This is a genomic window from Arthrobacter sp. Cza30, from assembly GCF_059090765.1.
Map to the genome: position 1 here is coordinate 23,559 of NZ_JBNHGA010000011.1, position 24,864 is coordinate 48,422.

Genomic DNA, 24,864 nt, shown 5'->3' on the forward strand with positions numbered 1-24,864 from the left:
CGGGCGGATCAGCGGCGCTGGGACCCCGAGGTGCGGTACACGTCGTAGACGCCGTCGATGCGCCGGACCGCGCTGAGCACATGGCTGAGGTACTTCGGGTCGCCCATCTCGAAGGAGAACCGCGAGATCGCGAGCCGGTCGCTCGAGGTATGCACCGTGGCGGAGAGGATATTGACATGGTTCTCGGCGAGCACCCGGGTGACATCGGAGAGCAGGCTCTTGCGGTCCAGCGCCTCGACCTGGATTTCCACCAGAAAGACGCTGGACTGGGTGGGCGCCCAGGCGACATCGACGATCCGGTCGGGGCTTTCGCGCAGTTCCACCACGTTGCGGCAGTCGGAGCGGTGCACCGACACGCCCGAGCCCCGGGTGACGAACCCGATGATGGGATCCGGCGGGACCGGGGTGCAGCACCGGGCCAGCTTGACCCAGACGTCGCCGACCCCGACGACGGTGACGCCGGAGTCCGGATGCTTCGGCCGCCTGACCGTCGTCGGGAGCGACGGCTCGGCCTCCTCGACCGCTTCGCGTCCGCCGAGCAGGCCGACCAAGTGCTCGATCACGTTCTGGGCGGACGAATGGCCGTCGCCCACGGCGGCGTACAGCGCCGACACGTCGGCGTGGTGAAGTTCCTGCGCCACCGACATCAACGCGTCGTGCGTCATCATCTTCTGCAGCGGCAGGTTTTGCTTCCGCATCGCGCGGGTGAGCTGGTCCTTGCCCTTTTCGATCGCCTCTTCGCGGCGCTCCTTGGTGAACCACTGGCGGATCTTGTTCCGTGCCCGCGGGCTCTTGACGAAGCCCTGCCAATCCTGGCTGGGACCGGCGCCCTCCGCCTTGGAGGTGAAGATCTCCACCCAGTCGCCATGGCTGAGTTCGCTGTTCAGCGGGACCAGCTTGCCGTTGACCCGGGCACCGATGGTGCGGTGGCCGACCTCGGTATGCACGGCATAGGCGAAGTCCACCGGCGTTGATCCTGCCGGCAGCGCCATGACTTCACCCTTGGGCGTGAAGACGAAGACTTCCTTGGCGTTGATTTCGAACCGGAGGGAGTCCAGGAATTCGGCGGGGTCACTGGTCTCCTGCTGCCAGTCGACCAGGCTGCGCAGCCATCCCATGTCACCGCCGTCGGCCGTCGCGCCGCGGGCGATGTCCTTGTACTTCCAGTGGGCCGCGACGCCGTACTCGGCGCGGCGGTGCATCTCGTGGGTGCGGATCTGGATTTCCACCGGCTTGCCGCCCGGGCCGATCACCGTGGTGTGCAGCGACTGGTACATATTGAACTTGGGCATGGCGATGTAGTCTTTGAACCGGCCGGGCAGCGGGTTCCAGCGCGCATGCAGGGCACCGAGTGCCGCGTAGCAGTCGCGCACCGTGTCCACCAGTACCCGGATGCCCATCAGGTCGTGGATGTCGTCGAAGTCCTTACCCCGCACGATCATCTTCTGGTAGATGGAGTAGTAGTGCTTGGGCCGGCCGGTAATCGTGGCCTTGATCTTCACGGCGCGCAGGTCGTCGCCGATCTTGGTGCGCAGCGTCGTCAGGTACTTCTCCCGTTCGGGGGTGCGCTCCCCCACCATCCGCACGATCTCTTCGTAGACCTTCGGGTGCAGGGCCGCGAAGGAGAGATCTTCCAGCTCCCACTTGATGGTGTTCATGCCCAGCCGGTGCGCCAACGGGGCGAAGATCTCCAGGGTTTCGCGCGCCTTCTTCGCCGACGACTCCGGTGAGACAAAGCGCCAGGTCCGGGCGTTGTGCAACCGGTCGGCCAGTTTGATCACCAGGACGCGGATGTCCTTGGCCATCGCCACGACCATCTTGCGCACCGTCTCGGACTGCGCCGCGTCGCCGAACTGCACCTTGTCCAGCTTGGTGACGCCGTCCACCAGCATCGCGATTTCCGGACCGAACTCGGCCTTCAGGTCGGCGAGCGTGTACTCGGTGTCTTCGACCGTGTCGTGCAGCAGGGCGGCGGCCAGCGTTGTGCCCGTCATGCCCAGTTCCGCGAGAATCGTGGCGACAGCCACCGGATGGGTGATGTACGGGTCGCCGCTCTTGCGCTTTTGCCCGCGGTGGCTGCGTTCGGCCACCACGAAGGCGCGGTGGATCAGGTCGAAGTCCTCGCGCGGGTTGTTGGCCCGGACGGTGCGCAGCAGCGGCTCCAGGATGGGCGAGTAGCTGGTGCCGCCCCGGCCGGCCAGCCGGGCAAGCCGGGACATCGTCCGTTCCCGGCGCCCCGGGAAGGCATGGCGGACCGGAGCGTTGCCCGGGACTTCGGCGGCCGCGGGCACAACAGAAGGACCAGGATCCGGTGTCACACCGGCGTCACTGGCCTGGTCTGTCGACCTGAGGTGTTCGGCCAATCCTTCCCGCCTTCCCGATGAGTCCTGGTACCGACGCTACAGCCTTTTGGCCCGCTGGCTGGCGGCGCACAGCCCAGGATTGTTCCGGAAACCATTCTATGCTCGTCCGGCGGCTCGGGCGTTCCGGTGCGGCGTCACCCGACGGGGGCGGCCTCGGTGCGGCGCCGTTCTTCGACCTTCTTGGCCTGCTTGAGCAGCGCCGGTTCCTTGGCCCGGAGCCGCGCATACATCGGCGCCGCAATGAAGATTGTGGTGGCGGTGCCGATGATGATGCCGATGAACAGTGCCAGGGACACGTCCTTCAACGTGCCGGCGCCGAGCAGGAACGCGCCGATGAACAAGATGGCGGCGACCGGCAGGACGGCGACCACGGAGGTGTTGATGGACCGGACCAGGGTCTGGTTCACGGCGAGATTGACCTCTTCCGCGAAGGTCCTCCTGGTGGACTTGTCCAGGTCTTCCGTGTTCTCGCGGATCTTGTCGAAGACCACCACCGTGTCGTACAGCGAGTACCCCAAAATGGTCAGGAAGCCGATGATCGCCGAGGGCGTCACCTCGAAGTCGCTCAGCGAATAGATGCCGGCGGTCACAATGAGCACCACCACCAGGCCGCTGAGCGCGGCGACGGACATTTTCCAGGTCCGGAAGTACAACGCCATCATGATCGCCGCCAGCACAACGAACACCATGAGACCCCAGACCGCCTGCCGGGTCACGTCCGCACCCCAGGTGGGACCGACGAACGAGGACGTCACCTCATCGGGATTGACGCCGTAGGCTTCGACGAGGGCGTCGCGCAGTTCCAGGGTCTGGTCGTCGTCAAGGCGCTCGGTCTGGATCCGCATGGTCCCCGGCGCGATGTTCGTCACGCGGGGATCGGCATCCGCCGCGACCCCGGCCACGGCAGCCTCGCCCGGACCGGCGTCCGTGTTTTCCACGTTGGACACGGTGAACTCGGAGCCGCCGCGGAAATCGATGCCCAGGTTGAAGCCGCCCTTGACGAACGGCACGACGATGGACAGCAGGATCGCGGCGGCGGCAATGCCGAACCAGAGCCGGTACTTGGAGACAAAGTCGTAGGAGCGCTTGCCGGTGTAGAGATCGTTGCCCCACTTAGCAAAGTTGGCCATTTAGTTGCTCTCCTTGTCGGACCCGCGGCCCGCGCCGCTGGTGGCGCGCTGTTTCTCGGCCGCCCGGCGTTCGGCGATGGTCTGGCGGCGGTCGGCTTCGGCAGCCGCGGCGGCGTTCTTGGCCCGCACCGGCACCTTGCGTTCGCCGGGCTGGCGGATCCGGCCCGCCCCGCGGTACAGCGGCACCGCGTCCAGCAGGCGCGGATCCAGGCCGGAGAACCGATGGCCCTCGCCGAAGAACTTGGTGCGTGCCAGCAACTGCATGGCCGGGTGCGTGAACATGAAGACCACCAGGAGGTCGGCCACCGCGGTCAGGCCCAGCGTGAAGGCAAAGCCACGCACGTTGCCGACCGCCACGAAGTAGAGCACGACGGCGGCCAGCAAGTTGACCGCCTTGGAAGCCAGCACGGTTTGCCGTGCACGCTTCCAGCCGTTGTCCACGGCCGAGACCAGGCCCCGGCCCTCGCGCAGTTCGTCGCGGATGCGTTCGAAGTAGACGATGAACGAGTCGGCGGTCTGGCCGATCGCCACGATCAGGCCGGCGACCCCGGCCAACGACAGCCGGTAGTTTTCGGTCCAGCCCAGGATCGCGATCGCCAGATAAGTCATGAGGCCGGCCACCACCAGTGACGCGATGGTCACCAGGCCGAGCATGCGGTACTGGAAGATCGAGTAGGCGGCGACCAGCACCAGGCCGATGAGCCCGGCGAACAGCCCCATCCTCAACTGGTCGGCGCCCAGAGTGGCGGAAATCTGCTGCTCGCTCTGAATCTCGAAGCTGATCGGCAGCGCGCCGTACTTCAGCTGCTCGGAGAGGACACGGGCAGATTCCTCCGTGAAGTTGCCGGTGATCTGCGGCTTGCCGTCCGGGATGACCGCGTTGGTCGTGGGAGCGGAAATCACCTCGCCGTCCAGCACGATGGCGAACTGGTTTTGGGCGCCGGAGAGCCCGAACAGCCGTTCGGTCACTTCCTTGAAGGTTGCGGTTCCCTCGCTGTTGAACTCGATGTTCACTGCCCACTGGTTCAGCGTCTGTCCCTGGGTGCCGCGCACCTGGCCAAAGCTGGAGTCTGCGATATCGGTGCCGGGCACCTCCACCGGGCCCAGGATGTACTTCATGCCGGTATCCGGTTCGCAGGCGACCATCGGCTTGGCCGGGTCGGCAGGCTCGCTCTCCTCTTCGGCCGCGGCCGGGTCAAGGCACTCCAGCGCCTCGAACTCCTGATAGAGCTCCGGGGTGATCCAGTTCAAGTCGCTGGCGTTCTCCGGGTCGCCCGCCGGCTTTGGAAGGTCCGCTTCGGGCGTCCGCTCTTCCTCGGGAACGGCGGAACCCGGCGCAGCGGTGAGCACCGGGCGGAATTCCATGGCGGCCGACGCCTGGATCAGTTCGCGGGTCCGCTGGTCCGGAACACCGGGCAGGCTGACCACCACGTTGCGGCCGGACTGCGTGGTGATCTCAGCTTCAGCCACGCCGGAGCCGTCGACGCGTTGGCGGATGATCTCCACGGCCTGGTTGAGCTGCTCGGCGGTGATCTCGCCTCCGCCGCCTTGGACCTGCGGAGCCAGGATCATCTGGGTGCCGCCCTCAAGGTCGAGCGCCAGCTTGGGCGCCCAGCTCGCCTGGCCGGTGAATACACCGCTGCCCAGGATGACGGTGCCGGCGGCCAGGAGCACACCGAGCCAGATAAGTGTCCGCCGCGCAATGCTGGTGGAACCGGATCGTGCCATGGAAGATCTTTCTCTCATCGGCTCAGTCGGCCGGCGGAACCGGCCGGTACATGGCGAAGTGGCGGGGCATGCCCCGCCACTGCACGCCTATACGGCTAAGCCGTCGCTGGCCTACTTGGTGTCTTTGTTCTGCTCTTCGTTGAGCCGCTTCAGGGTGTCCTCGGCGGATTCCTCCGGGCGGGTAGCGCTTTCCGCGGTGAGGGACGAGGCGTCGTCGGGAACCTCGGGGGCCTCCGGCGTCACGACTTCGTTCACCGCCTGGGTGTGCACGGTGGCGGTGTTGCCCGGCGACAGTTCAAGGACCACCTTGTTGTTGTCGGGGTCGAGGGAAACGACGGTGCCGAAGAGGCCGAACTGCGTCATCACCTCGGTGCCCGGCACCATCTGCTCCTTGATGCGCTCGGCCTTCTCGCGCATCTGCGCCTGGACCTTCTTCTGCTTGCGGAACATGAAGAAGATCAACAGCGCGAAAACGGCGAACAGGCCGATGGTCATCACGTCGATGCCGCCCGACTGCTGCTGGGGAGTGGTGCCGGTGAAGAGATTTACGAACACAGGAAAGTTCCGTCCTAGAAGTCTGGAGCGGACCGGTAGGAAGATCCGGACCGTGTACGCAGCCTGCCGCGTCCGGTGAGGGACGGCGCACTCCGCACGTTCCTACCATTCTACGCGGTGACCGCCCTTACACGGTCAAGCTTCAGTTTTCGGCGAAATCCGTGTCCGGCTCCAGTTCCGAGAGCAGGTCTTCGGTCTGTCCCGCTGCCAGGTGATCCGGCACCGCCAGCCCCAGGTGTTGCCAGGCCGCGGCGGTGGCGATCCGTCCGCGCGGCGTCCGGCCGAGCAGCCCTTCGCGGACCAAGTAGGGCTCGGCCACCGTCTCCACCGTCTCGGTTTCCTCGCCGACGGCTATGGCCAGGGTGGACAGGCCGACGGGCCCTCCGCCGAACTTGGTGATCAGGGCGGTCAGCACCGCCCGGTCCAGCCGGTCCAGTCCCCGTTCGTCGACTTCGTACATATCCAGCGCCGCCGCTGCCGCCCGCGCATCGATCTCCTCGATCTTGTGCACAAGGGCCCAGTCCCGCACCCGGCGCAGCAGACGGTTGGCGATGCGGGGCGTGCCGCGGGAGCGCCCGGCGATCTCGGCGAAACCGGCCGAACTCACCTTGAGGTCCAGCAGCATGGCCGAGCGGCGGAGCACCAGTTCAAGCTCCGCGACGGCGTAGAACTCCAAGTGCCCGGTGAAACCGAACCGGTCGCGCAGCGGGCCCGGCAGCAGTCCGGCCCGGGTCGTGGCCCCGACGAGGGTGAACGGCGGCAGGTCGAGCGGGATGGCGGTGGCGCCGGCGCCCTTGCCCACCACGATGTCCACCCGGAAGTCCTCCATCGCCATGTAGAGCATTTCCTCTGCCGGCCGCGACATCCGGTGGATCTCGTCCAGGAAGAAGATCTCCCCCTCGGTCAGCGACGACAGGATCGCTGCCAGGTCGCCCGCGTGCTGGATCGCCGGCCCGGAGCTGATGCGCAGCGGCGCGTTCATTTCCGCGGCGATGATCATGGCCAGCGTGGTCTTGCCCAGCCCGGGCGGGCCGGACAGCAGAACATGGTCGGCTGTCCGTTCGCGGATCCGGGACGCCTCCAGCACCAGCGACAGCTGCTGGCGGACCCGGGCCTGGCCCACGAAATCGTCCAGGTTCTTGGGCCGCAGCGCCGATTCGATCGCCCGTTCTTCGGTTTCCGACGTGTTGGCGACCAGCCGGTTGTTCTCGGATTCCTCCGCCACGCTAGTTCACTCCCGCGGTCCGCCGGGCCGCGCCGGTCCGGGCGCCGTCCTGGCCGAGCCTGCGCAGGGTCAGCCGCAGCAAGTCGCCCACGTTGCCTGCTGCTGCCGCCTCCGGATTTTCATCGGCGGTGGTGTCCACCGCCGCGGCGGCGTCCTTCTCGGACCAGCCCAGGCCGGCGAGGGCCTCCTGCACCTGTCCCTTCCAGCCGCCCTTCTGCTGGGGGGCCTGCTCGCCGGTGGGGATCAGCTTCCCGGCCAGCTCGAGCACGATCCGGCCGGCTAGCTTGGGCCCGATGCCCGGAACCTTGGTGAATGCCTTGCTGTCCCCCTCCGCGGCGGCAACCCTCAGGGCCTCGGGCGAGTGCACCGACAGCGCCGCCAGGCCCAGCCTCGGACCGACCCCGCTGACCGAGATGAGGGTTTCAAAAACTTCCCGTTGCGCTGCGTCCTCGAAACCGAACAGCGTCATGGAGTCTTCGCGCACAATCATGGTGGTGGCCAGTTCGGCCTCCCGCCCCACGAACAGCGTGCCCAGGGTCTGCGGCGTCGCCTGGACGAGCATGCCGAATCCGTTGACGTCGATCACGGCCGATTGCAATCCCACGTGGGCGACGACGCCGCGCAACGAGCTAATCATGAACTCAACTCCCAATTCCGGCACTGCGGCCCGGAGTCCGCCCCGCAGGCAGCACGGCGGCGGATTGTCCGAACATATCTACGAATAGCTTACGGGGCAGCACGGACATTGCCGGCCACCGCCACACCGTGGCCCCGCTTCCGCGGCCGCCGCCGGCCGCACGTCAGCGGCGGGTGCGCTTGGCCTTCGCTTCGGCTTCCGCCCAGAGCCGCTGCGCCGTCGTCATCCCGCCGCCGGCAGCCGGTTTCGCTGCTCCGCCGCGCCAGGCATGGGTGATCGCCAGCGCCAGGGCGTCCGCGGCATCGGCCGGGCGCGGCGGGGTGTCCAGCCGAAGGATCCGGGTCACCATCTTGGTCACGGCGGCTTTGTCCGCCTGCCCGTTGCCGGTGACCGCCGCTTTGACCTCGGTGGGGGTGTGCAGCGCGACGCCGATCCCGCGCCGTGCCGCGGCCGCGATGACCACGCCGGACGCCTGCGCGGTGCCCATCACCGTGCTGACATTGGTCTGGCTGAAAACGCGTTCGACGGCGAGCACGTCGGGGGCGTGCGCGTCGAGCCATTCGTCGATCGCGTCCGCAATCTTCAGCAGGCGCAGCTCCAGCGGCATGTCCGGGGTGGTTCCGACCACCCCGACGTCCACCAGGGAGGAGCGCCGGTTTGGTTCGACATCGACCACGCCCAGGCCGCAGCGGGTCAGGCCCGGGTCCACCCCCAGCACGCGCATGGCCGACGGCGACGGCCGGACCGGTGTCAGTCGTTCTCGATTTCGGCGAGGACGTCCGCGCTGATGTCGGCGTTGGAGTAGACGTTCTGGACGTCGTCCAAATCCTCGAGGGCATCCACCAGCTTCATGAACTTCCGGGCCGCGTCCGCGTCGAGATCCACGGCCATCGAGGACACGAACTCGATCTCGTCGGTTTCGTAATCGATGCCGGCCTCTTCCAGCGCGCCCACGACGGCACGCAGGTCCGTGGGATCGGTGTGGACCTCGAAGTTGTCGCCCTGCTCCTTGACTTCCTCCGCGCCGGCTTCGAGCACCGCCATCAGGAGGTCGTCTTCCGTGAGCCCGTTCCTGGGCAGGGACACCACGCCCTTGCGCGAGAACATGTAGGACACCGACCCCGGGTCGGCAATGGTGCCGCCGTTGCGCGTGATGGCCAGGCGAACCTCGGAGGCGGCCCGGTTCTTGTTGTCAGTGAGGCACTCGATCAGCACAGCGGAGCCCTGCGGCCCGCGGGCCTCGTAGATGATTTCGCTGTAGTCCACCGTTTCGCCGGTCAGGCCGGCGCCGCGCTTGACCGCGCGGTCGATGTTGTCGTTGGGAACCGAGGTCTTCTTGGCCTTTTGGACGGCCAGTTCCAGCGCGGGGTTGCCGGACATGTCCGCTCCCCCGTTGCGCGCCGCCACCTCAATGTTCTTGATCAGCTTCGCGAACGACTTGGCACGCCTGGCGTCGATCACGGCCTTCTTGTGCTTGGTGGTTGCCCACTTCGAGTGTCCGGCCATGCTTACGCCTCTCCTCTGACGATGCGGATGAAAAGTTCGTGGATGCGGCGCTCCCCCGTAATCTCCGGGTGGAAGGATGTCGCCAGCAGATGCCGCGAACGCACTGCCACTATTCTAGCTGTCCCGTGCAAAGTCTCGGTGTGGGAGGCCTCCTCCGGCTCGACGGTGGCCAGGACCTCCACGCCCTCGCCCACGCGTTCCACCCAGGGCGCACGGATGAACACCGCGTGGACCGGCGCGGGGCCCTGGCCGGGAGACGCCGCGCTGAACTCCAGGCCCCGGAAGTCCAGGTCGGACTCGAACGACTCGCGCTGCCGGCCGAAGGCGTTCCGCCGCACCGTAATGTCCAGGCCGCCCAGCGTCTGCTGCGGTTCGCCCTTCAGGTCAGTGGCCGGATCTGCAATCTCCCGGGCCAGCATGATCATGCCCGCGCAGGAACCGTAGACCGGCATGCCCGCCTCGATCCGCCGCTTCAGCGGGTCGGCCAGCTCAAAGATGCGGGTGAGCTTGTCGATCGTCGTGGATTCACCGCCGGGGATGACCAGGCCGTCCACGGCCGCCAGTTCCGCCGGCCGGCGCACCGGCACCGCCGTGGCGCCGCTGTGCTGCAGGACGGATAGATGTTCGCGGACATCGCCCTGCAGGGCGAGCACACCAATCGTGACCACGGTGACGGTTCCTCGGAATTCGCATCGGGGCCGCCTCAGTGGCGGCCGTACGGAAAAACAGTAGTGCCATCCGGTCCGGCGATGTTAAACCGTGCCCCCGCCCGGTGTGGGGACCGACACTGTTCGGCCCGGGCCGGCGGTGCCCGGGCACGGCGGCTTGTATAGTCTCTACTCATGCGACACCTCCTTGCGACCGTTGCCGGAAAGGCCGTAAAGGCGGTAGCCAGGCTCCGCGGCGGCGGTTCCGCACTGCCCGGCCTGGTGGCCGAAAAAATCGATCCGCAGTTCCTGCCGCGCACGCTCGGCGAACTGCCGCGCGGCGTCATAGTGATCAGCGGTACGAACGGCAAAACCACTACCACCAAGATGGTGGTGGAGCTGCTGCAGGGGCAGGGCCTGAAGGTGTTCACGAACCGCACGGGCAGCAACTTCACCCGCGGCGTGGTCGCTGCCGTGCTGGGCGATTCCAACGCCCGAGGCCGGCTTGACGCGGACATTGCCGTCTTGGAGCTGGACGAAGCCCACGCCGTTCACTTCGTCAAACTGGTGGCCCCGCGCTACAGCCTGCTGCTCAACGTCATGCGCGACCAACTGGACCGCTTCGGCGAAATCGAAACGACCGCGGGATTCCTCCGGCAGATCGCCGCCGCGACGACCGAGGCAGTAGTACTGAACCGGGAAGACCCGCGCATCGCGGCGCTGGCGGGCGCCGTGGCCGCGCCGCGGATCGAATACTTCGGGCTGGCACCGCAGCTGCGCCACATGTTCCCGCACGACGACGAGATGCGGTCCGCCGCGACCGCCGGCCCCTCCGGTACCACCGCCGACGACGCCGGCCGGCCGAGCGCCGACGTCGTGCTCTCGGCTTGCGAAGGGGCCGCCGCAACCTTCCAGCTGGACGGCCGCGAGATCGAGGTCGAGCTGAAGCTGACCGGCGTCTACAACGTGTTCAACGCCGCCGCGGCGATGGCGCTGGCGCGAACCGTGCTGGGCCCCGCGGTGGACGAACCGGCGCTGCTGGCCTCGCTGGAGAACGTGACCCCGGCCTTCGGCCGCGGCGAATCGCTGACCGTCAACGGCCAGCCGCTGGACCTGGTGCTGGTGAAGAACCCGGCCGGTTTCCGGCTGGCACTGAAGTCCTTCCCCGCCGCCGGCTACCGAACCATGATCGCCATCAACGACAACTATGCGGACGGGCGGGACATGTCCTGGCTGTGGGACGTCGATTTCGATTCGCTGCGGGACACCGGCGTGGCCGAGGTCTCCGGGGTCCGGGCGCGCGACATGGGGCTGCGCCTCTTCTACGAGGACGTTCCGGTGGACCGGGTTGACACAAACCTCAATGCCTCGCTGCAGCGGTTCATTGCGGGCGATCCGGAGACGCCGAAGCGCATCTACTGCACCTACACCGCCATGCTGGCGCTGCGCCGCGAGCTCGGCAAACTGACCGAAGTGGAAGTGGTCTCCTGATGGACGCTCCTGTTATCGACCTGCTCCAGCTCTACCCGCGGGACATGAACATCTACGGCGACTGGGGAAATGTCCTGGTGCTGCGCAAGCGCCTGGAGCTGCGCGGCTATGACGTCCGGCTGCACGAGTACAACCCCGGCGACGCGTTCCCCGGGCAGGTGGACCTGATCGTGGGCGGCGGCGGCCAGGACTCCGGCCAGAACAAGATCCAAGCCGACCTCCTGGCCCAGGGCGGCCGGCTGCGGGAGCTGGCCGAGGACGGCCTGCCGATGCTGGCGGTCTGCGGCCTCTACCAGCTGTTCGGCCACCGGTTCACCACCCACACCGGCGAGGTCATCACGGGCATCGGGCTGCTGGATGCCGAGACCGTGGGCGGGCCCACCCGGCTGATCGGCAACACCGTGCTCGAAAGCGGCGAGTTCGGCACGATTATCGGGTACGAGAACCACAGCGGCCTGACCACCCTCGGCAGCGATGTCCAGCCGTTGGGACGGGTCACCAAGGGCCAGGGCAACAACGGCACCGACGGCACCGAGGGAGCCCGCTTCCAGAACGTGATTGCCACCTACCTGCACGGTTCGCTGCTGCCCAAGAACCCGGCCGTGGCCGACTACCTGATCCGCCACGCCGTCGAGCGGCGCTACGGCAGCTTCAACGACGCGGCGCTGGACATTCCGCATGAGGCCGAGGCCCGCGCCGACGCGGCCGCCCGTCCGCGCTGACATCGGCTGGCGCTGACGCCGACCGCCGCTGAGCCGGTCCGGGCGACGGACCGCGGCGTCAATCGCCGCTGAGCAGCCACTCGCGGGCGACGTCCGTCGGGGCTCCCATGGACTCGACCGTCGCCTTGGTCCGTAGCCGGCTGGCCGCGTCCGCCTGTTCGGACACGCACCAGTCCCCGGACTTCGCGGCTGCCGCCAGCGCATCGGCTGCCACCGGGCACCAGCGGCGTCCGGGTCCGTCGAACGTGGCCGGCAGCCAGTCCAGCCGCGCCACCTCCCAGCCGCCGCCGTCGTCGGCCTGGCTGAACTGGGCCCGGACCATCAACCCCTCGGTGTTGAGGATGTTCGGCGTTGCATGCGCGGCGAGGGTGTTGCCCAGCCCGTAGACGATCCAGGTGCCGTCGTGGCGCTCAACCGGCTGGACGGAGTGGCTGTGGTGCCCGTACACCAAGGAGAACTCGCCGCTTTCGGCCAACGCGTGGGCGGCCTCCTGCTGTTGCGGGCTGGCGTAGTCGGTGTATTCGTCCCCGGCATGGACCGCTCCCAGGACGATGTCCGCGCCCTGCGCCCGGGCCTTCCTGGCCTTGGCGATCATCGCCTGGGGATCCAGCACGTCCACCTGCCAGGGCCGCTCCGGCACCAGCCCGTTCAGCGAGAACGTGCCGGTGATGACCGCGATCCGCGCGGCCGGGGTGTCCAGGACCAGCACCTCCTCGGCCTCGGCCGCGCTGGCATAGGTGCCGGTGTGTTCCAGGCCGCGCGCGTCCAGCGCGGCCAGGGTCCGTTCCAGGCCGGCGGTGCCGTGGTCGAATGCGTGGTTGCTGGCGGTGGTGCAGGCGTCGTAGCCCACGGCGGCGGCGGCGTCGAGGATCTGCGGCGGCGCGTTAAAGGCCGGGTAGCCGGAGTACGGTCCGTCGTCGCCGGCCAGCGGGGTTTCCAGCTGGCAGACGGCGAGGTCGGCGGTGTCCAGGTATTGCTCCTGGGCCGACAGCATCGGCTCGAAGTCCAGGGCCCCTTTCCCGGTTCGCCGGGCGTCTGCGGCCGCCTGCTCCCAGAGCGGCTCGTGCAGCAACAGGTCGCCGGTGAGGGCCACGGTGGCACAGCGGATTCCCGGGCACGCCGGACCCGCGCCGGCCGTCGCCGTCGGCTCCGGGGCGGGCTCCGGTGCGGAGGTCGACGGCGCTGCCTCCCCCGTGCCGCCGCTCCCCGGCCGGCCGGATCCGGAGGGCACCGGGGCCGGCGCCGCCGCCGAGCCGGTGACGGGCGGCCCGGCGGACTCCCGCCCCGGGCCGCAGCCGGCCAGCAGCAGGGCCGCGATGGCCAACGCCGCCCCCGCCGCTGCGGGAGTCCGCGACACCGCTGCCCGGTGAAGGCGTCGGCCCGGTTTCCGCACCGGGGAACCCGTCGGGCCCTCGGGCGGCTGCCTGTTCATGCCGCAAGTGTAAGTCCGGTCGTGCCGTGCCTCACGGCGCCGCTTCGGCGTGCCCGCGGCCGGAACGGCTAGGACGCCGGGTGCCCGTGGCAGAGTGGTGGCATGGCCAACCCCTTCCTGGAACCCAGTCTCCTCCCCTACGAGCTGCCCGATTTCGCCGCGATCCGTCCCGAACACTATCCGGAAGCATTCGAGGCCGGGTTCCGCGAGCAACTGGCGGAAGTCGAGGCGATCGCGGCCAATCCGGCACCGGCAACGTTCGAGAACACCGCCGTCGCCTTCGAACAGTCCGGCCGCACGCTGTACCGGGTGAGCGCCGTGCTGGACAACTTCGCCGCCGCCGACGCCACCGACGACGTGATGGAGCTGCAGCAGCAGATGGCCCCGCAGCGGGCCGCCCACCGGGACAACATCCATCTGCATGCGGCGCTCTACCGGCGGGTCTCGGCTGTCGACGAAGCCGCCGAAGGCCGCGAGGGCGAAGACCTGCGTTTGCTCACCGAGCTGCGCAAGAAGTTCCGCCGGGCCGGCGCCCAGCTCCCCCCGGCGGACCAGGAGCGGCTGCGCGCCATGAACGTGGAGCTGTCGGAGCTGGACGCGGAGTACTCGCGGGAACTGCTGGCCGCCGGCAACGCCGCCGCGGTACATGTCACCGACCGCGCACAACTGGCCGGGCTCGCCGACGACGACCTGGCCGCCGCCGAACTCGCGGCGCGGGACGCCGGTTACGCCGCCGGATGGCTGCTGGCCCTGACCCTGCCAACCGCCCAGCCGGCGCTGGAAACCCTCACCGACCGCGGCACCCGCCGCCGCCTGCATGAGGCATCGGTGAACCGCAGCGAAGCGGGCCACCGGACGCTGGAGCTGGCGGCCCGCACGGCGGAGCTGCGGGCCGAGCGGGCGGCGCTGCTCGGCTTCGCCAATCATGCCGAGTATGTGCTGGACGGGCAGACGGCGCCCTCGCTCGCGGCCGTGCAGGACATGCTGGCGCGGCTGGTCCCGCCGGCCGTCGCCAACGCCCGCGCCGAGGCGGAGATCCTCGCCGAGGCGGCCGGCCACCCCCTCGAGCCGTGGGACTGGGCCTACTATGCGGAGGTTGTGCGCCGCCGCGACTACAGCGTGGACCTGGCCGCGCTGCGGCAGTACTTCGAGCTCGAACGCGTGCTCGCCGACGGCGTCTTCTTCGCCGCCAACCGGTTGTACGGTCTGCGGTTCGAGGCCCGGCCGGACCTCGCCGCCTATCATCCGCAGGCCCGGATCTGGGAAGTGATGGACGACGACGGTGCCCGGCTGGGCCTGTTCATCGGCGACTTCCATACCCGGGACACGAAGAACGGCGGCGCCTGGATGGATTCGCTGGTCGAGCAGTCCCACCTGCTGGGACAGCGCGCCGTCGTGATGAACAACCTGAACATCCCGCAGCCCGCTCCCGGCGAACCGGCCCTGCTCAGCTACGACAACGTGGTGACGCTTTTCCACGAGTTCGGCCATGCGCTGCACGGCCTGCTGTCCCGGGTGGAGTACCCCAGCCTCTCGGGCACCAACGTGCCCCGGGACTTCGTGGAATACCCGTCGCAGGTCAATGAAATGTGGATGCTGGAGCCGGAGGTCGCCGGCAACTACGCCAGGCACCACCTGACCGGCGAGCCGCTGCCGCGGGAGGTGGTGGACCGCATCAAGGCTGCGCAGCTGTGGGGCGAAGGCTTTGCCACCACCGAGTACCTGGCCGCGTGCGTGCTCGACCTGGCCTGGCACAGCCTGGCCGCCGGGCAGCGGGTCGAGGATCCGCTGGCCTTCGAACGGCAGGCACTGGCCGACGCCGGAATCGACCTGCCCCTGGTCCCGCCGCGCTACCGCACCGGCTACTTCAAGCACATCTTCGCCGGCGGCTACGCGGCGGGCTACTACTCCTACCTGTGGAGTGAAATCCTCGACGCCGACACGGTCGCCTGGTTCGCCGAAAACGGCGGACTCCGGCGCGGCAACGGGGGCCGCTTCCGCCGCGAACTGCTCTCACGGGGCAACAGCATGGACCCGCTGCAGGCCTACCGGACCTTCCGCGGCCGGGACGCCGACCTGGCGCCGCTGCTGGCCCGGCGCGGGCTCGACCGGGACAGCAGCACCCCGGCCGGCCGCGGGGACGTCCCGTAACGGCGGCTCCGGAAACGCCGGCCCCCGGAAACGACAGACGCCCGGTCCCGCACCTTCGTGCGGGACCGGGCGTTCGCCGTCGTCGGTATTTACCAGCCGCGCTCGGCGAGGCGGTGCGGCTGCGGGATCTCGTCCACGTTAATGCCGACCATGGCCTCGCCCAGGCCGCGCGAGACCTTGGCGATGACGTCCGGGTCGTCGTGGAAGGTGGTGGCCTTGACGATCGCGGCGGCGCGCTCGGCCGGGTTGCCGGACTTGAAGATGCCGGAACCGACGAACACGCCGTCGGCGCCCAGTTGCATCATCATCGCGGCGTCGGCCGGGGTGGCGATGCCGCCGGCGGTGAACAGCACCACGGGCAGCTTGCCGGTGGCGGCGATTTCCTTGACCAGTTCGTACGGGGCCTGCAGTTCCTTCGCGGCCACGTACAGTTCGTCTTCGGGCATCGCCGACAGGCGCTTGATCTCGGAGCGGATCTGGCGCATGTGGCCGGTGGCGTTGGAGACGTCCCCGGTGCCGGCCTCGCCCTTGGAGCGGATCATGGCCGCGCCCTCGTTGATGCGGCGCAGGGCCTCGCCCAGGTTGGTGGCGCCGCAGACGAAGGGAACGGTGAAGTTCCACTTGTCTATGTGGTTGGTGTAGTCGGCCGGGGTCAGCACCTCGGACTCGTCGATGTAATCCACGCCGAGGGACTGCAGCACCTGCGCCTCGACGAAGTGGCCGATGCGGGCCTTGGCCATCACCGGGATGGAGACGGCTTCGATGATGCCGTCCACCATGTCCGGATCGCTCATCCGGGACACGCCGCCCTGGGCGCGGATATCCGCCGGAACGCGTTCAAGGGCCATCACGGCCACGGCACCGGCGTCTTCGGCGATGCGGGCCTGTTCGGGAGTCACGACGTCCATGATGACGCCGCCCTTCAACATCTCGGCCATGCCCCGCTTGACGCGGCTGCTGCCTGTCACGGGCGCGTGAGTTGAAGTTTCTTCACTGCTGGACACTAAAAGCCCCTAGGAGTCGGTAGGAAACGTACATCTCATCATACGTCCGGCCCGGTGCGCGGGGTCACCAATGACGTAACCTTCCTGGCTGCCCGCGGGCCGCACCCGGTCGGCGGGGCGGATCAGGCGGTTTGCTGGGTCTGACGGTAGACGGCCATGATCCGCTGGGCCACGGTCAGCAGGCTGGCGGCGGCCAGCAGCACCAGGACCACCAGCAGGACCACCTCCGGCAGGCCCAGCCCGGTCAGGCCGGTGAAGACCAGGACGGATACCAGGCGCTCGGAGCGTTCGGCCAGGCCCACCGCGGCGGTGCAGCCCAGCGACTCGGCCTTGGCCCTGGCGTAGGAGACCAACGAGCCGAGCAGCAGGCATACGAGCGCGGAGACGGCGATGGCGGTGTTCTCTCCGCCGGTGAAGAACCAGATGGCCACGCCGGCGAACACCGCGCCGTCGGCCAGCCGGTCGAGGGTGGAATCCAGGAAGTTGCCCCAGCGGCTGTTGCGCTCCAGCATGCGCGCCATCAAGCCGTCCACCATGTCGGAGAAGACGAACGCCGTGATGAAGACCGTTCCCCAGAACAGCTCCCCCAGCGGGTAGAACACGAGCGCCCCCACGGAGACCCCGAGGGTGCCCACGATGGTGACGGCGTCGGGCGAGACGCCCATCCGGATCAGGGCACGGGCCAGCGGCGTGAACAGCTTTCCAAAGAATCCGCGCGCGTACTTATTGAGCATCGCCGCGCTACCGTGCCGGCCAGGCTTGGGCTACCTGCTTGCGGACCTCGTCCAGGGTCTCGGTGATCGCCTTGGTCTGCGCGATGATCGGGAAGAAGTTCCCGTCGCCGCCCCATCTGGGCACCACGTGCTGGTGCAGGTGCGCCGCGACCCCGGCGCCCCCGGCTTCGCCCTGATTCATGCCCAGGTTGAAGCCGCTGGGGTTCGCCACCTTCCGCAGGACCCGCATCGCCGTCTGGGTCAGCTCGGCGAACTCGGCTGTCTCCTCCGCGGTGATGTCGGTGTAGTCGGGCACATGGCGGTACGGGCAGACCAGCAGGTGCCCGGGGTTGTACGGAAACAGGTTGAGCACCACGTAGGCGAACTCGCCGCGGTGGACGATCAGCGATTCCTCGTCGGGGCGGGCCGGTGCCACGCAGAACGGGCACTCGTCCTTGTTCTTGAACTGGCCCTGACCGCCCTTGACGTAGGCCATGCGGTGCGGTGTCCAGAGCCGTTGGAAGGCATCCGGCACGCCGGGCAGCTCAAAGGCGTCCGTCACCTCGTCGCCGGTCTGGTCGGTCATAGCTTCGGTCGTCTCGGCCATCGTCAGTTGCCGCGCCCGGCGGCGGCTTGCACGATCCGGGCCACGGCCTCGTCCACCGGGATGCCGTTGTCCTGGCTGCCGTCGCGGAAGCGGAAGGAAACCGCTCCGGCCTCGGCGTCCTCGCCACCGGCAATCAGCACGAACGGAACCTTGTCCTTGCTGGCGGTCCGGATCTTCTTCGGGAAGCGGTCCGAGCCCAGGTCGGCCTCGGCGCGGATGCCCTGGGCGCGCAGCTTGGCCACGATCTCCAGCATGTAGTCGTTGAATGCCTCCGCCACCGGGATGCCGACCACCTGGACCGGGGCGAGCCACGCCGGGAAGGCGCCGGCGTAGTGTTCGATCAGCAGGCCCATGAAGCGCTCTACCGACCCGAACAGGGCGCGGTGGATCATGACGGGGCGCTGGCGGCTGCCGTCGGCTGCCTGGTATTCGAGTTCGAACCGTTCCGGCAGGTTGAAGTCCAGCTGGATGGTGGACATCTGCCAGGTGCGGCCGATCGCGTCGCGGGCCTGTACGGAAATCTTGGGGCCGTAGAAGGCCGCTCCGCCCGGGTCCGGCACCAGTTCCAGGCCGGACGCCTCGGCGACCTCGGCCAGGGTGCGGGTGGCCTCGTCCCACACCTCCTCGGAGCCGACGTACTTCTCCGGGTCCTTGGTGGAGAGCTCCAGGAAGAAGTCGTCGAGCCCATAGTCCTTGAGCAGGTCCAGCACGAAGTTGAGCGTGGTGGTCAGCTCGTCCTTCATCTGCTCGCGGGTGCAGTAGATATGCGCGTCATCCTGGGTCATGCCGCGCACGCGGGTCAGGCCGTGGACCACGCCGGACTTTTCGTAGCGGTAGACGGAGCCGAATTCGAACATCCGGAGCGGCAGCTCGCGGTAGGACCGGCCGCGCGAGCGGAAAATCAGGTTGTGCATCGGGCAGTTCATCGGCTTCAGGTAGTAGTCCTGGCCGGGCTTGACGACCTCGTTGGTTTCGGGGTCGCGGGTCTCGTCCACGTGCATGGGCGGGAACATCCCGTCCCGGTACCAGTCCAGGTGGCCGGAGACCTCGTACAGGTTGCTCTTGGTGATGTGCGGGGTGTAGACGAATTCGTAGCCCGCCTCGGTGTGCCGCTGCCGCGAGTAGTCCTCCATCGCCTTGCGGACGATGCCGCCCTTCGGGTGGAAGACGGGCAGGCCGGAGCCGAGTTCATCCGGGAAGGAGAACAGGTCCAGTTCGGCGCCCACCCGGCGGTGGTCGCGGCGCTCTGCCTCGGCCAGCCGCTCCTGGTAGGCCTTCAGGTCTTCCTTGGTGGGCCAGGCGGTGCCGTAGATCCGCTGCAGCTGCTTGTTCTTTTCGTTGCCCCGCCAGTAGGCGGCGGCCGAGCGGGTCAGCGCATAGGCGTTGGAGATCAGCTTGGTGTTGGGCAGGTGCGGCCCGCGGCAGAGGTCCTTCCAGACCACTTCGCCGCTCTTGGCGTCCACGTTGTCGTAAATGGTCAGTTCGCCGGCACCCACTTCGATGCTGGCGCCCTCGCCGGCCTCGTCGGAGTGGCCCTTGAGCCCGATCAGCTCCTCCTTGTACGGCTCCCCCGCCATCTCGGCGAGCGCTTCGGTCTCGGAGACGGCGCGGCGGACGAAGCGCTGGTTGGAGTTGACGATCTTGAGCATCATCTTCTCCAGCTGCTTCAGGTCCTCCGGGGTGAAGGGCTCATCGACGTCGAAGTCGAAGTAGAAACCGTCGGTGATGTACGGGCCGATCCCGAGCTTGGAGCCCTTCCGCAGCTGCTGGACGGCCTGGGCCATCACGTGCGCGGTGGAGTGGCGCAGCACGTTGAGTCCGTCGGGAGAGTCGATGGTCACGGCTTCGACCTTGGCCCCGGCCGGGATCGGCTGGTCCAGGTCCTTCAGTTCGCCGTCGACGCGGACGACGACGACCTCCCGCCGGGCGCCGTAAAGGTCGGCTCCCGTCGTGCCCTCGGTCACCTGGTTCTCTTCGCCGTCGACGATGAGGGTGATGTTCTGGGGCGCTGACACAGAGGTCTCCTTATGGTGGATGTAAGCCGTTACTGCAGCGACATACTTGGGCGCTGCAAGCCTCTACGATCGTATCCGCTGACGCGAAGCCCGACCAACACCGCCGCGGCGGGGCTGCGCGCCCGCTGGGTGCCGGCGAGCCGCCTCAGGCCGGCCGATCACCCTGCCCGGGTCCCGTGGCTTCCGGCCAGCCGGGACCCGGCCGGAACGCGGTGATCCAGTCCTTCCGCGGCCATGCGGCGGGCAAGTTCGGCAGTTCCAAGCTTTTCCTCGCGGGCGGCGCCCCTGCCAGCCGCCGGTGCCGCCGTCCCCCGCCCTGCCGCCGGTGCTGCCGTCCCGCGTCCTGCCGCGGCCCCGGAAGGAACAGGGCGCCCCGGCAGCGGCAGGCTGGCGGTGTCCGAAAGGTCCCATGCCTCCAGCGCCTGCAGCCCGATTCCCCGGGGGCCGGTCCGCCGGGTGAGGCCGCGGATGAGCAGCATCTCGGTGCCGAACAGCAGCGGGCCGGAGCGTTCCTGGGCTTCCTGAAAGAAGGTGGCGTCCACGCAGCCGGTGCCGTCGTCCACGCTGATGAAAACCACCCGCCGGCCGCCGCGCATGGGCGGTGTCTGGGTGGCCACACGGATGCCGGCCACCATCACTTCGCTCCCGTTGCGCAGGTGCAGCAGGCCCTGGGCCCGGGTGACTCCGAGTTGGGCCAGCAGCGGAGCGTAGCTCTCCATCAGGTGGGAGCTGGCATCGATCGAGAGCAGGTCCAGTTCGGTGCGCACCTTGTCCACCGTGGTCGGTTCCGGGAAGACCGGGACCAGATGGCGCAGCTCCAGGTCACCCAGCGGCAGGGACAGCTGGCCCTCGGTGGGCTGGTAGCGCTGGGGAACCGGGCGGGTGTCCGGCTGGTCCAGATGGTAGACCAGATCCGTCCGGCTGGCCGCCCGGCCGCCGCGCTGGCCGGTCCTGCGGTTCAGCTCGTCGAAGGCGCCCAGCTGGGCCAGGCGCTTGAGCGCGGGTTTGCCGACCTTGGCCCGCGCGCGCAGGTCGGCCAGCGATTCGTACGGCTGGCCGGCGACGATGCGTTTGAGCTCGGCCGCCGAGAGCCCGTAGATGCCGGTCAGGCTAAGCCGGATCCCCAGCTTTTCACCGGAGCCGGAGGGATCGCGTTCCACCTGGTAGCGGTCCGTGCTGCGGTTGATGTCCAGCGGCAGGATCGGGATGCCCAGCCGCCGCGCTTCGGCCACCAGCAGGCGCAGCGGGTACATTCCCGGATCGTGCTGCCACAACCCGGCCAGGAACGCCTCGGGATGGTGGGCCTTCAGCCAGGCCGTCTGGTAGGTGGGCACGGCGAAGGCGGCCCCGTGGGCTTTGCAGAAGCCAAAGCTGCCGAAGGACTTCAGCGTGCCCCACACCGTGTCGACCACCTCCGGCGGATATCCCCGGTCCAGCGAGGCGCTGCGGAAGTATTCCTCCACCGCGGGTTCGGCTTCCTCGTTGCCCAGCAGCCGGCGGAATTCGTCCGCCTTGGCCAGTCCGCAGCCGGTGAAGACGTCGAAGGTCCGCAGGACCTGTTCGTGGAAGATCGTGACGCCGTGGGTTTCCTTCAGGACCGGATTCAAATCGGGGTGCGGGAAGCGCTCCGGCGCCCAGCCATGGCGGTGTTCCAGGAACGGCCGGACCATATCCGATTGCATCGGGCCCGGCCGGAACAGCGAAATGTCGATAATCAGGTCGTTAAAGTCCCGCGGGGCCATCTTGCCCACCAGCTCGCGCTGGCCCGGCGATTCGATCTGGAAGCATCCCAGCGTGTGGGTGCTGCGGATCAGCTCGTAGGTCGGCTCGTCGTCCAGCGGGACCTGTTCCAGGTTGATGGTCCCGTCCGCGGCAATGTAGTCGGGCCCGGTTCCGTCCTCGCCCACCGGGTGCCGGCCGGCTGCCGTGACGGCGTCCTTGTCCGGATGGATGCGGGCTATTTCCTTGAGCGCGTAGGCGATGGAACTCTGCATCCGCACGCCCAGCACGTCCAGCTTGAGCATGCCCATCGGGTCCATGTCGTGTTTGTCGAACTGGCTCATCGGCAGCCCCAGCCCGCTTGGCTGGGTAGGGGTGCGGTCCAACAGCGAGCTGTCGCCCAGGATCACGCCGCAGGGGTGCATGGAGATATGCCGGGGCAGCCGGTCCAGCCGTTCGGTCAGATCCACCAGCAGGTCCAACTGCTGGTTCTGCTCCACCTGGGCGGAAAACGCGCGCAGCTCCGGCTTCTCCGCCATCGCCTCACGGAACTGGCGCGCGGAGAACCGCCAGAGCTGTTTGGCGATGCCCGAAATCTCCTCCTCCGGCAGGCCAAGCGCCAAGCCGGCGTCGCGGACCGCCCCGCGGGCACGGTAACCGTTCTGCATGCTCATCAGGGTGACCCGCTGGCTGCCGAATCGGTCGAAGATTTTTTGATAGACGTTGTGCCGCTCTGCGCTTTCCACATCGATGTCGATGTCCGGCAGGGTGGAACGGTCCTGGGAGAGGAAGCGCTCGAAGATCAGCCCGTGGTCCAGGGGGTTCACGTGGCTGATGTAGAGCAGGTAGTTCACCAGGCTCGAGGCACCCGACCCCCGGGCCGCGGCGCGCACGCCCATCCCGGTGATCATGCGCGACACTTCGGCCACCGTCAGGAAGTAGGAGGCGAAGCCCAGCCGCGAGATGATGCCCAGCTCATGGGCAAGCCGGTCCCGCAGTTCCTTCTCCGCCCGTCCGGACATTCCGCCAAACCGTTCCGCGATGCCGGTTTCGCAGCGCTGGACCAGCTCGGCCACGGGATCCCCGTCGATCCCGATGACGGAGGCTTCGGGGACCACCGGGCGCTTGAACCCCATGTCCTCGTAAGGATCCATGCGGCACCGGTCGGCCACCGCTTCCGTCGTGGCCAGCAGGCGGATGACGTCCTTGCTTCCGCCGCCGGCTGCCTGCACGATTTCCCGCGCCAGGGCCTGCATCCGGTCGGGGGATTTCAACCAGCCTTGGGCGCTCGGCTGCAGATCCGGCAGCTTGGACAAGGCTGTCAGCGCCCTCGCCGAGTCCAGCACATCGGCGGTGGCGGCGCCGTCCTCTTCGCAGTAGCGCACGGCGTTGGTCAGCACTGCCGGAAGATTCAGCTCCCCGGCCAGGTTAAGCATCCGTACCGCGTGGGCGGTACTGAGGTTCTCCCCCGGGGCACTCAAGTGGGAGACAATTTCCACTGCCAGCGACCCGGCGGGCAGTCCGCTGCGCCAGCGTCCGGCCAGCCGGCGGGCTTCGGCGTAGCTGCGGCGGCGCAGCGCCTGTCCGACGTCGGAAAAAGGGCCGAGCAGCACCGTCAGGGCAGGTTCGCCGTCCGGAACACCCGCATGCCGGGCGAGTTGATCCACCGTCACGCCGGGCGTCCGGCGGCTGCCGGCACGCCCGCGTGCAGCCGTGCCGGCATGGGCTTCAGAGATCAGGCGGCAGAGCGCATGGTAGCCCCTGCCCTGGTTCCCGCCGTGGGCCAGCACCACAACGCGGCCGGTGTCCCGGCCGCCGCCGTCTTGGACGGCCAGGTCCACGCCGACTATCGGATCCATCCCCGTGGCCAGGCATGCCTTCAGGTGCTTGACCGTGCCGTAGAGGCCGTCCCGGTCGGTGCAGGCCAAGGCGTCGGCTCCGAAGGAAGCGGCCGCTGCGGCCAGTTCCTCCGGCCAGGAGACACCGTAGTGGGCACTGTACGCCGTGGATACGTGCAGGTGGGTAAAGCTCATGGACATTCCAAACAACGGTTGGGTCTCAGGATCGAGCATCAGGCGGACTGCCGGGGCGAACCGGGGGCTGGGAGAAAGGCCGGCGGGAACCGCGGTGCCGTCAGGCGCTCAGCTCCCGGACGGCATCATGGACGCGGATCAGGCGCCAGCGTCCGGTATCCACCTGATGGGAAAGGTCCAGGGTGCGGATCTGCGACCGGCCATTCAGCCGCGCCTGCACCCGCCAGATCTCATGGTCCACCAGCCCTGCGCCCCTGCCCCGTTCCGCACGCAGTTCCTCCGCCCACCATTTGCGGCGTTCGTACCAACGCACCGGTTCCGCGACGATCCGGTAGCTCCTGCCCTGCCAGCGCAGCCGGAGCGGCTGTCCGGCAGGGGAACACACAACGTCAACTGCTTCACTGAAAACACCCATGTCCCAGTCGCCTTTCATCTGGACAACGGGTCATATTCCCCGGCGAGCGCCCCTGCCAACACGCCCGCCGAAGAACTTGACCCTCTTATTCTATTCGAATATGTATTCGAATCCAAGATCAAGCGTAGGTTCGGGCACTGACAAAATCGGGCCGCCCGCCGACCGCGGCCAAGCGTGCCGCAGTACGGCGGCCATGGAGCCTAGACCTCGTGCTCGGCGAGGTACTTCACGTCGCCGACCAGCTTGTCCCACATCAGCTTGGAGTGCTCCGCCGCCTCCGCGGTCTCGTTGTTGTCCTGCGACAGCGTGAACTCCGTGCCGCCCGGAACTTCCTCCAGCGTCCAGACGAGACGGTGGTAGTTCTCGGGCAGGTCCTCCCGGCCGGACAGCGGGCTGAAGTGCGTGACGACCAGCCGGCGTCCTGGTTCGAACTCCAGCACCTGGCCCTTGTCCTCGTACGCTTCGCCCTCCCACTCGCCCCGCCATCGGATGGGCCCGCCGACGCTCCAATCGGTCTGCACGTCGGTGCCGAACATGAATCCCCGGATGGCTTCGGGGTCCGTGATCACCGACCAGACACGGTCCGGCGGCGCCGCAATGGTCGCCGTCGAACTGGCCACGTACTGTCCGGGCATGGCTTCCTCCCCTGGTTCCCGCCTTTGCGACGCGGGTCCGGCTACTCCATCCCAGCTTCCGGCAGCCGGGGCCGGCGCACAATGGCTGCGGGGACGCCGCTCAGGGAACGATCCCCGCTTCCGGGCCGCCGGACGG

The 24,864-nt window shown here is 68.3% G+C and carries 20 protein-coding genes; 3 read left to right on the forward strand and 17 right to left on the reverse strand.

Translation table 11 applies throughout. The features are described 5' to 3' along the window. Window positions 1-8 precede the first annotated feature (8 nt). The 9 genes from AC5RVZ_RS29025 to pdxT form a co-directional block, all read right to left on the reverse strand. Entirely contained in the window at window positions 9-2,219 is a 2,211-nt protein-coding gene (locus AC5RVZ_RS29025; RefSeq protein ID WP_494069094.1) for a RelA/SpoT family protein, read from the reverse strand. A gap of 278 nt (window positions 2,220-2,497) precedes the next feature. Then, window positions 2,498-3,493 carry a protein translocase subunit SecF gene (secF, locus tag AC5RVZ_RS29030; RefSeq protein WP_494069095.1) on the reverse strand — a complete coding sequence of 332 codons (996 nt, stop codon included), beginning with the start codon at window positions 3,491-3,493 and terminating at the stop codon, window positions 2,498-2,500. After that, the gene (gene secD, locus AC5RVZ_RS29035) at window positions 3,494-5,221 is read right to left on the reverse strand and encodes a protein translocase subunit SecD (RefSeq protein ID WP_494069096.1); all 1,728 of its coding nucleotides are present in this window, start codon (window positions 5,219-5,221) and stop codon (window positions 3,494-3,496) included. It lies immediately after the preceding gene. Window positions 5,222-5,332: 111 nt separating this feature from the next. Next, window positions 5,333-5,776, reverse strand: coding sequence for a preprotein translocase subunit YajC (locus tag AC5RVZ_RS29040; protein ID WP_494069097.1), 444 nt, complete (start codon window positions 5,774-5,776; stop codon window positions 5,333-5,335). 142 nt (window positions 5,777-5,918) lie between these two features. Further along, window positions 5,919-7,001, reverse strand: coding sequence for a Holliday junction branch migration DNA helicase RuvB (gene ruvB, locus AC5RVZ_RS29045; protein WP_494069098.1), 1,083 nt, complete (start codon window positions 6,999-7,001; stop codon window positions 5,919-5,921). A gap of 1 nt (window position 7,002) precedes the next feature. After that, window positions 7,003-7,638: a Holliday junction branch migration protein RuvA gene (ruvA, locus tag AC5RVZ_RS29050; protein ID WP_494069099.1), complete on the reverse strand. Its 636-nt coding sequence runs from the start codon at window positions 7,636-7,638 to the stop codon at window positions 7,003-7,005. Between the two features lie 163 nt (window positions 7,639-7,801). After that, window positions 7,802-8,362: a crossover junction endodeoxyribonuclease RuvC gene (gene ruvC / locus AC5RVZ_RS29055; protein ID WP_494069100.1), complete on the reverse strand. Its 561-nt coding sequence runs from the start codon at window positions 8,360-8,362 to the stop codon at window positions 7,802-7,804. A gap of 26 nt (window positions 8,363-8,388) precedes the next feature. Then, a complete protein-coding gene (locus tag AC5RVZ_RS29060; protein WP_494069101.1) occupies window positions 8,389-9,144 on the reverse strand; it encodes a YebC/PmpR family DNA-binding transcriptional regulator in 756 nt (251 codons plus the stop codon). 2 nt (window positions 9,145-9,146) lie between these two features. Beyond that, window positions 9,147-9,812, reverse strand: coding sequence for a pyridoxal 5'-phosphate synthase glutaminase subunit PdxT (gene pdxT, locus AC5RVZ_RS29065; RefSeq protein WP_494069102.1), 666 nt, complete (start codon window positions 9,810-9,812; stop codon window positions 9,147-9,149). A gap of 174 nt (window positions 9,813-9,986) precedes the next feature. Here pdxT and AC5RVZ_RS29070 point away from each other — a divergent pair, with 174 nt between their 5' ends. Together AC5RVZ_RS29070 and AC5RVZ_RS29075 are read left to right on the forward strand one after the other, a co-directional pair. Further along, window positions 9,987-11,282, forward strand: a complete 1,296-nt coding sequence (locus AC5RVZ_RS29070) for a Mur ligase family protein (protein WP_494069103.1) — start codon at window positions 9,987-9,989, stop codon at window positions 11,280-11,282. After that, window positions 11,282-12,004 (forward strand): type 1 glutamine amidotransferase, encoded by a 723-nt coding sequence (locus AC5RVZ_RS29075; protein ID WP_494069104.1) that lies wholly within the window; start codon window positions 11,282-11,284, stop codon window positions 12,002-12,004. Before AC5RVZ_RS29070 ends, AC5RVZ_RS29075 begins: the two co-directional genes overlap by 1 nt. A gap of 58 nt (window positions 12,005-12,062) precedes the next feature. On the opposite strand, the gene AC5RVZ_RS29080 is transcribed toward AC5RVZ_RS29075, so the two are convergent. Then, on the reverse strand, window positions 12,063-13,436 hold the full coding sequence (locus AC5RVZ_RS29080; RefSeq protein WP_494069105.1) for a CapA family protein: 1,374 nt from the start codon (window positions 13,434-13,436) through the stop codon (window positions 12,063-12,065). 102 nt (window positions 13,437-13,538) lie between these two features. On the opposite strand from AC5RVZ_RS29080, the gene AC5RVZ_RS29085 reads away from it, so the two are divergent. Next, window positions 13,539-15,587 carry a M3 family metallopeptidase gene (locus tag AC5RVZ_RS29085; RefSeq protein ID WP_494069106.1) on the forward strand — a complete coding sequence of 683 codons (2,049 nt, stop codon included), beginning with the start codon at window positions 13,539-13,541 and terminating at the stop codon, window positions 15,585-15,587. Window positions 15,588-15,676: 89 nt separating this feature from the next. Here the strand turns inward: AC5RVZ_RS29085 and pdxS are convergent, their stop codons facing one another. From pdxS to AC5RVZ_RS29120, 7 genes are all read right to left on the reverse strand, one after another. Continuing rightward, on the reverse strand, window positions 15,677-16,591 hold the full coding sequence (pdxS, locus tag AC5RVZ_RS29090; protein ID WP_494069107.1) for a pyridoxal 5'-phosphate synthase lyase subunit PdxS: 915 nt from the start codon (window positions 16,589-16,591) through the stop codon (window positions 15,677-15,679). Window positions 16,592-16,713: 122 nt separating this feature from the next. Continuing rightward, window positions 16,714-17,325, reverse strand: coding sequence for a phosphatidylinositol phosphate synthase (gene pgsA, locus AC5RVZ_RS29095; RefSeq protein WP_494069108.1), 612 nt, complete (start codon window positions 17,323-17,325; stop codon window positions 16,714-16,716). A 7-nt stretch (window positions 17,326-17,332) separates the two neighbouring features. After that, window positions 17,333-17,911 carry an HIT family protein gene (locus tag AC5RVZ_RS29100; RefSeq protein WP_494069109.1) on the reverse strand — a complete coding sequence of 193 codons (579 nt, stop codon included), beginning with the start codon at window positions 17,909-17,911 and terminating at the stop codon, window positions 17,333-17,335. 2 nt (window positions 17,912-17,913) lie between these two features. Beyond that, the gene (gene thrS / locus AC5RVZ_RS29105; protein ID WP_494069110.1) at window positions 17,914-19,926 is read right to left on the reverse strand and encodes a threonine--tRNA ligase; all 2,013 of its coding nucleotides are present in this window, start codon (window positions 19,924-19,926) and stop codon (window positions 17,914-17,916) included. A 158-nt stretch (window positions 19,927-20,084) separates the two neighbouring features. Next, window positions 20,085-23,678, reverse strand: coding sequence for a DNA polymerase III subunit alpha (locus tag AC5RVZ_RS29110; protein ID WP_494069111.1), 3,594 nt, complete (start codon window positions 23,676-23,678; stop codon window positions 20,085-20,087). Between the two features lie 100 nt (window positions 23,679-23,778). Then, window positions 23,779-24,093 carry a DUF6504 family protein gene (locus AC5RVZ_RS29115; protein WP_493977563.1) on the reverse strand — a complete coding sequence of 105 codons (315 nt, stop codon included), beginning with the start codon at window positions 24,091-24,093 and terminating at the stop codon, window positions 23,779-23,781. A 200-nt stretch (window positions 24,094-24,293) separates the two neighbouring features. Beyond that, window positions 24,294-24,728, reverse strand: a complete 435-nt coding sequence (locus AC5RVZ_RS29120; RefSeq protein ID WP_494069112.1) for an SRPBCC domain-containing protein — start codon at window positions 24,726-24,728, stop codon at window positions 24,294-24,296. Window positions 24,729-24,864 lie beyond the last annotated feature (136 nt).

Coding starts and splice junctions, on each gene's coding strand:
- pgsA (WP_494069108.1), bottom strand. CDS start 17,325: ATGCTCAATAAGTACGCGCGCGGATTCTTTGGAAAGCTGTTCACGCCG.
- AC5RVZ_RS29060 (WP_494069101.1), bottom strand. CDS start 9,144: ATGGCCGGACACTCGAAGTGGGCAACCACCAAGCACAAGAAGGCCGTG.
- AC5RVZ_RS29075 (WP_494069104.1), top strand. CDS start 11,282: ATGGACGCTCCTGTTATCGACCTGCTCCAGCTCTACCCGCGGGACATG.
- AC5RVZ_RS29070 (WP_494069103.1), top strand. CDS start 9,987: ATGCGACACCTCCTTGCGACCGTTGCCGGAAAGGCCGTAAAGGCGGTA.
- secF (WP_494069095.1), bottom strand. CDS start 3,493: ATGGCCAACTTTGCTAAGTGGGGCAACGATCTCTACACCGGCAAGCGC.
- ruvC (WP_494069100.1), bottom strand. CDS start 8,362: ATGCGCGTGCTGGGGGTGGACCCGGGCCTGACCCGCTGCGGCCTGGGC.
- AC5RVZ_RS29025 (WP_494069094.1), bottom strand. CDS start 2,219: ATGTCCCGGCTTGCCCGGCTGGCCGGCCGGGGCGGCACCAGCTACTCG.
- AC5RVZ_RS29110 (WP_494069111.1), bottom strand. CDS start 23,678: ATGAGCTTTACCCACCTGCACGTATCCACGGCGTACAGTGCCCACTAC.
- secD (WP_494069096.1), bottom strand. CDS start 5,221: ATGGCACGATCCGGTTCCACCAGCATTGCGCGGCGGACACTTATCTGG.
- AC5RVZ_RS29120 (WP_494069112.1), bottom strand. CDS start 24,728: ATGCCCGGACAGTACGTGGCCAGTTCGACGGCGACCATTGCGGCGCCG.
- AC5RVZ_RS29085 (WP_494069106.1), top strand. CDS start 13,539: ATGGCCAACCCCTTCCTGGAACCCAGTCTCCTCCCCTACGAGCTGCCC.
- ruvA (WP_494069099.1), bottom strand. CDS start 7,638: ATGATTAGCTCGTTGCGCGGCGTCGTCGCCCACGTGGGATTGCAATCG.
- AC5RVZ_RS29115 (WP_493977563.1), bottom strand. CDS start 24,093: ATGGGTGTTTTCAGTGAAGCAGTTGACGTTGTGTGTTCCCCTGCCGGA.
- AC5RVZ_RS29100 (WP_494069109.1), bottom strand. CDS start 17,911: ATGGCCGAGACGACCGAAGCTATGACCGACCAGACCGGCGACGAGGTG.
- AC5RVZ_RS29080 (WP_494069105.1), bottom strand. CDS start 13,436: ATGAACAGGCAGCCGCCCGAGGGCCCGACGGGTTCCCCGGTGCGGAAA.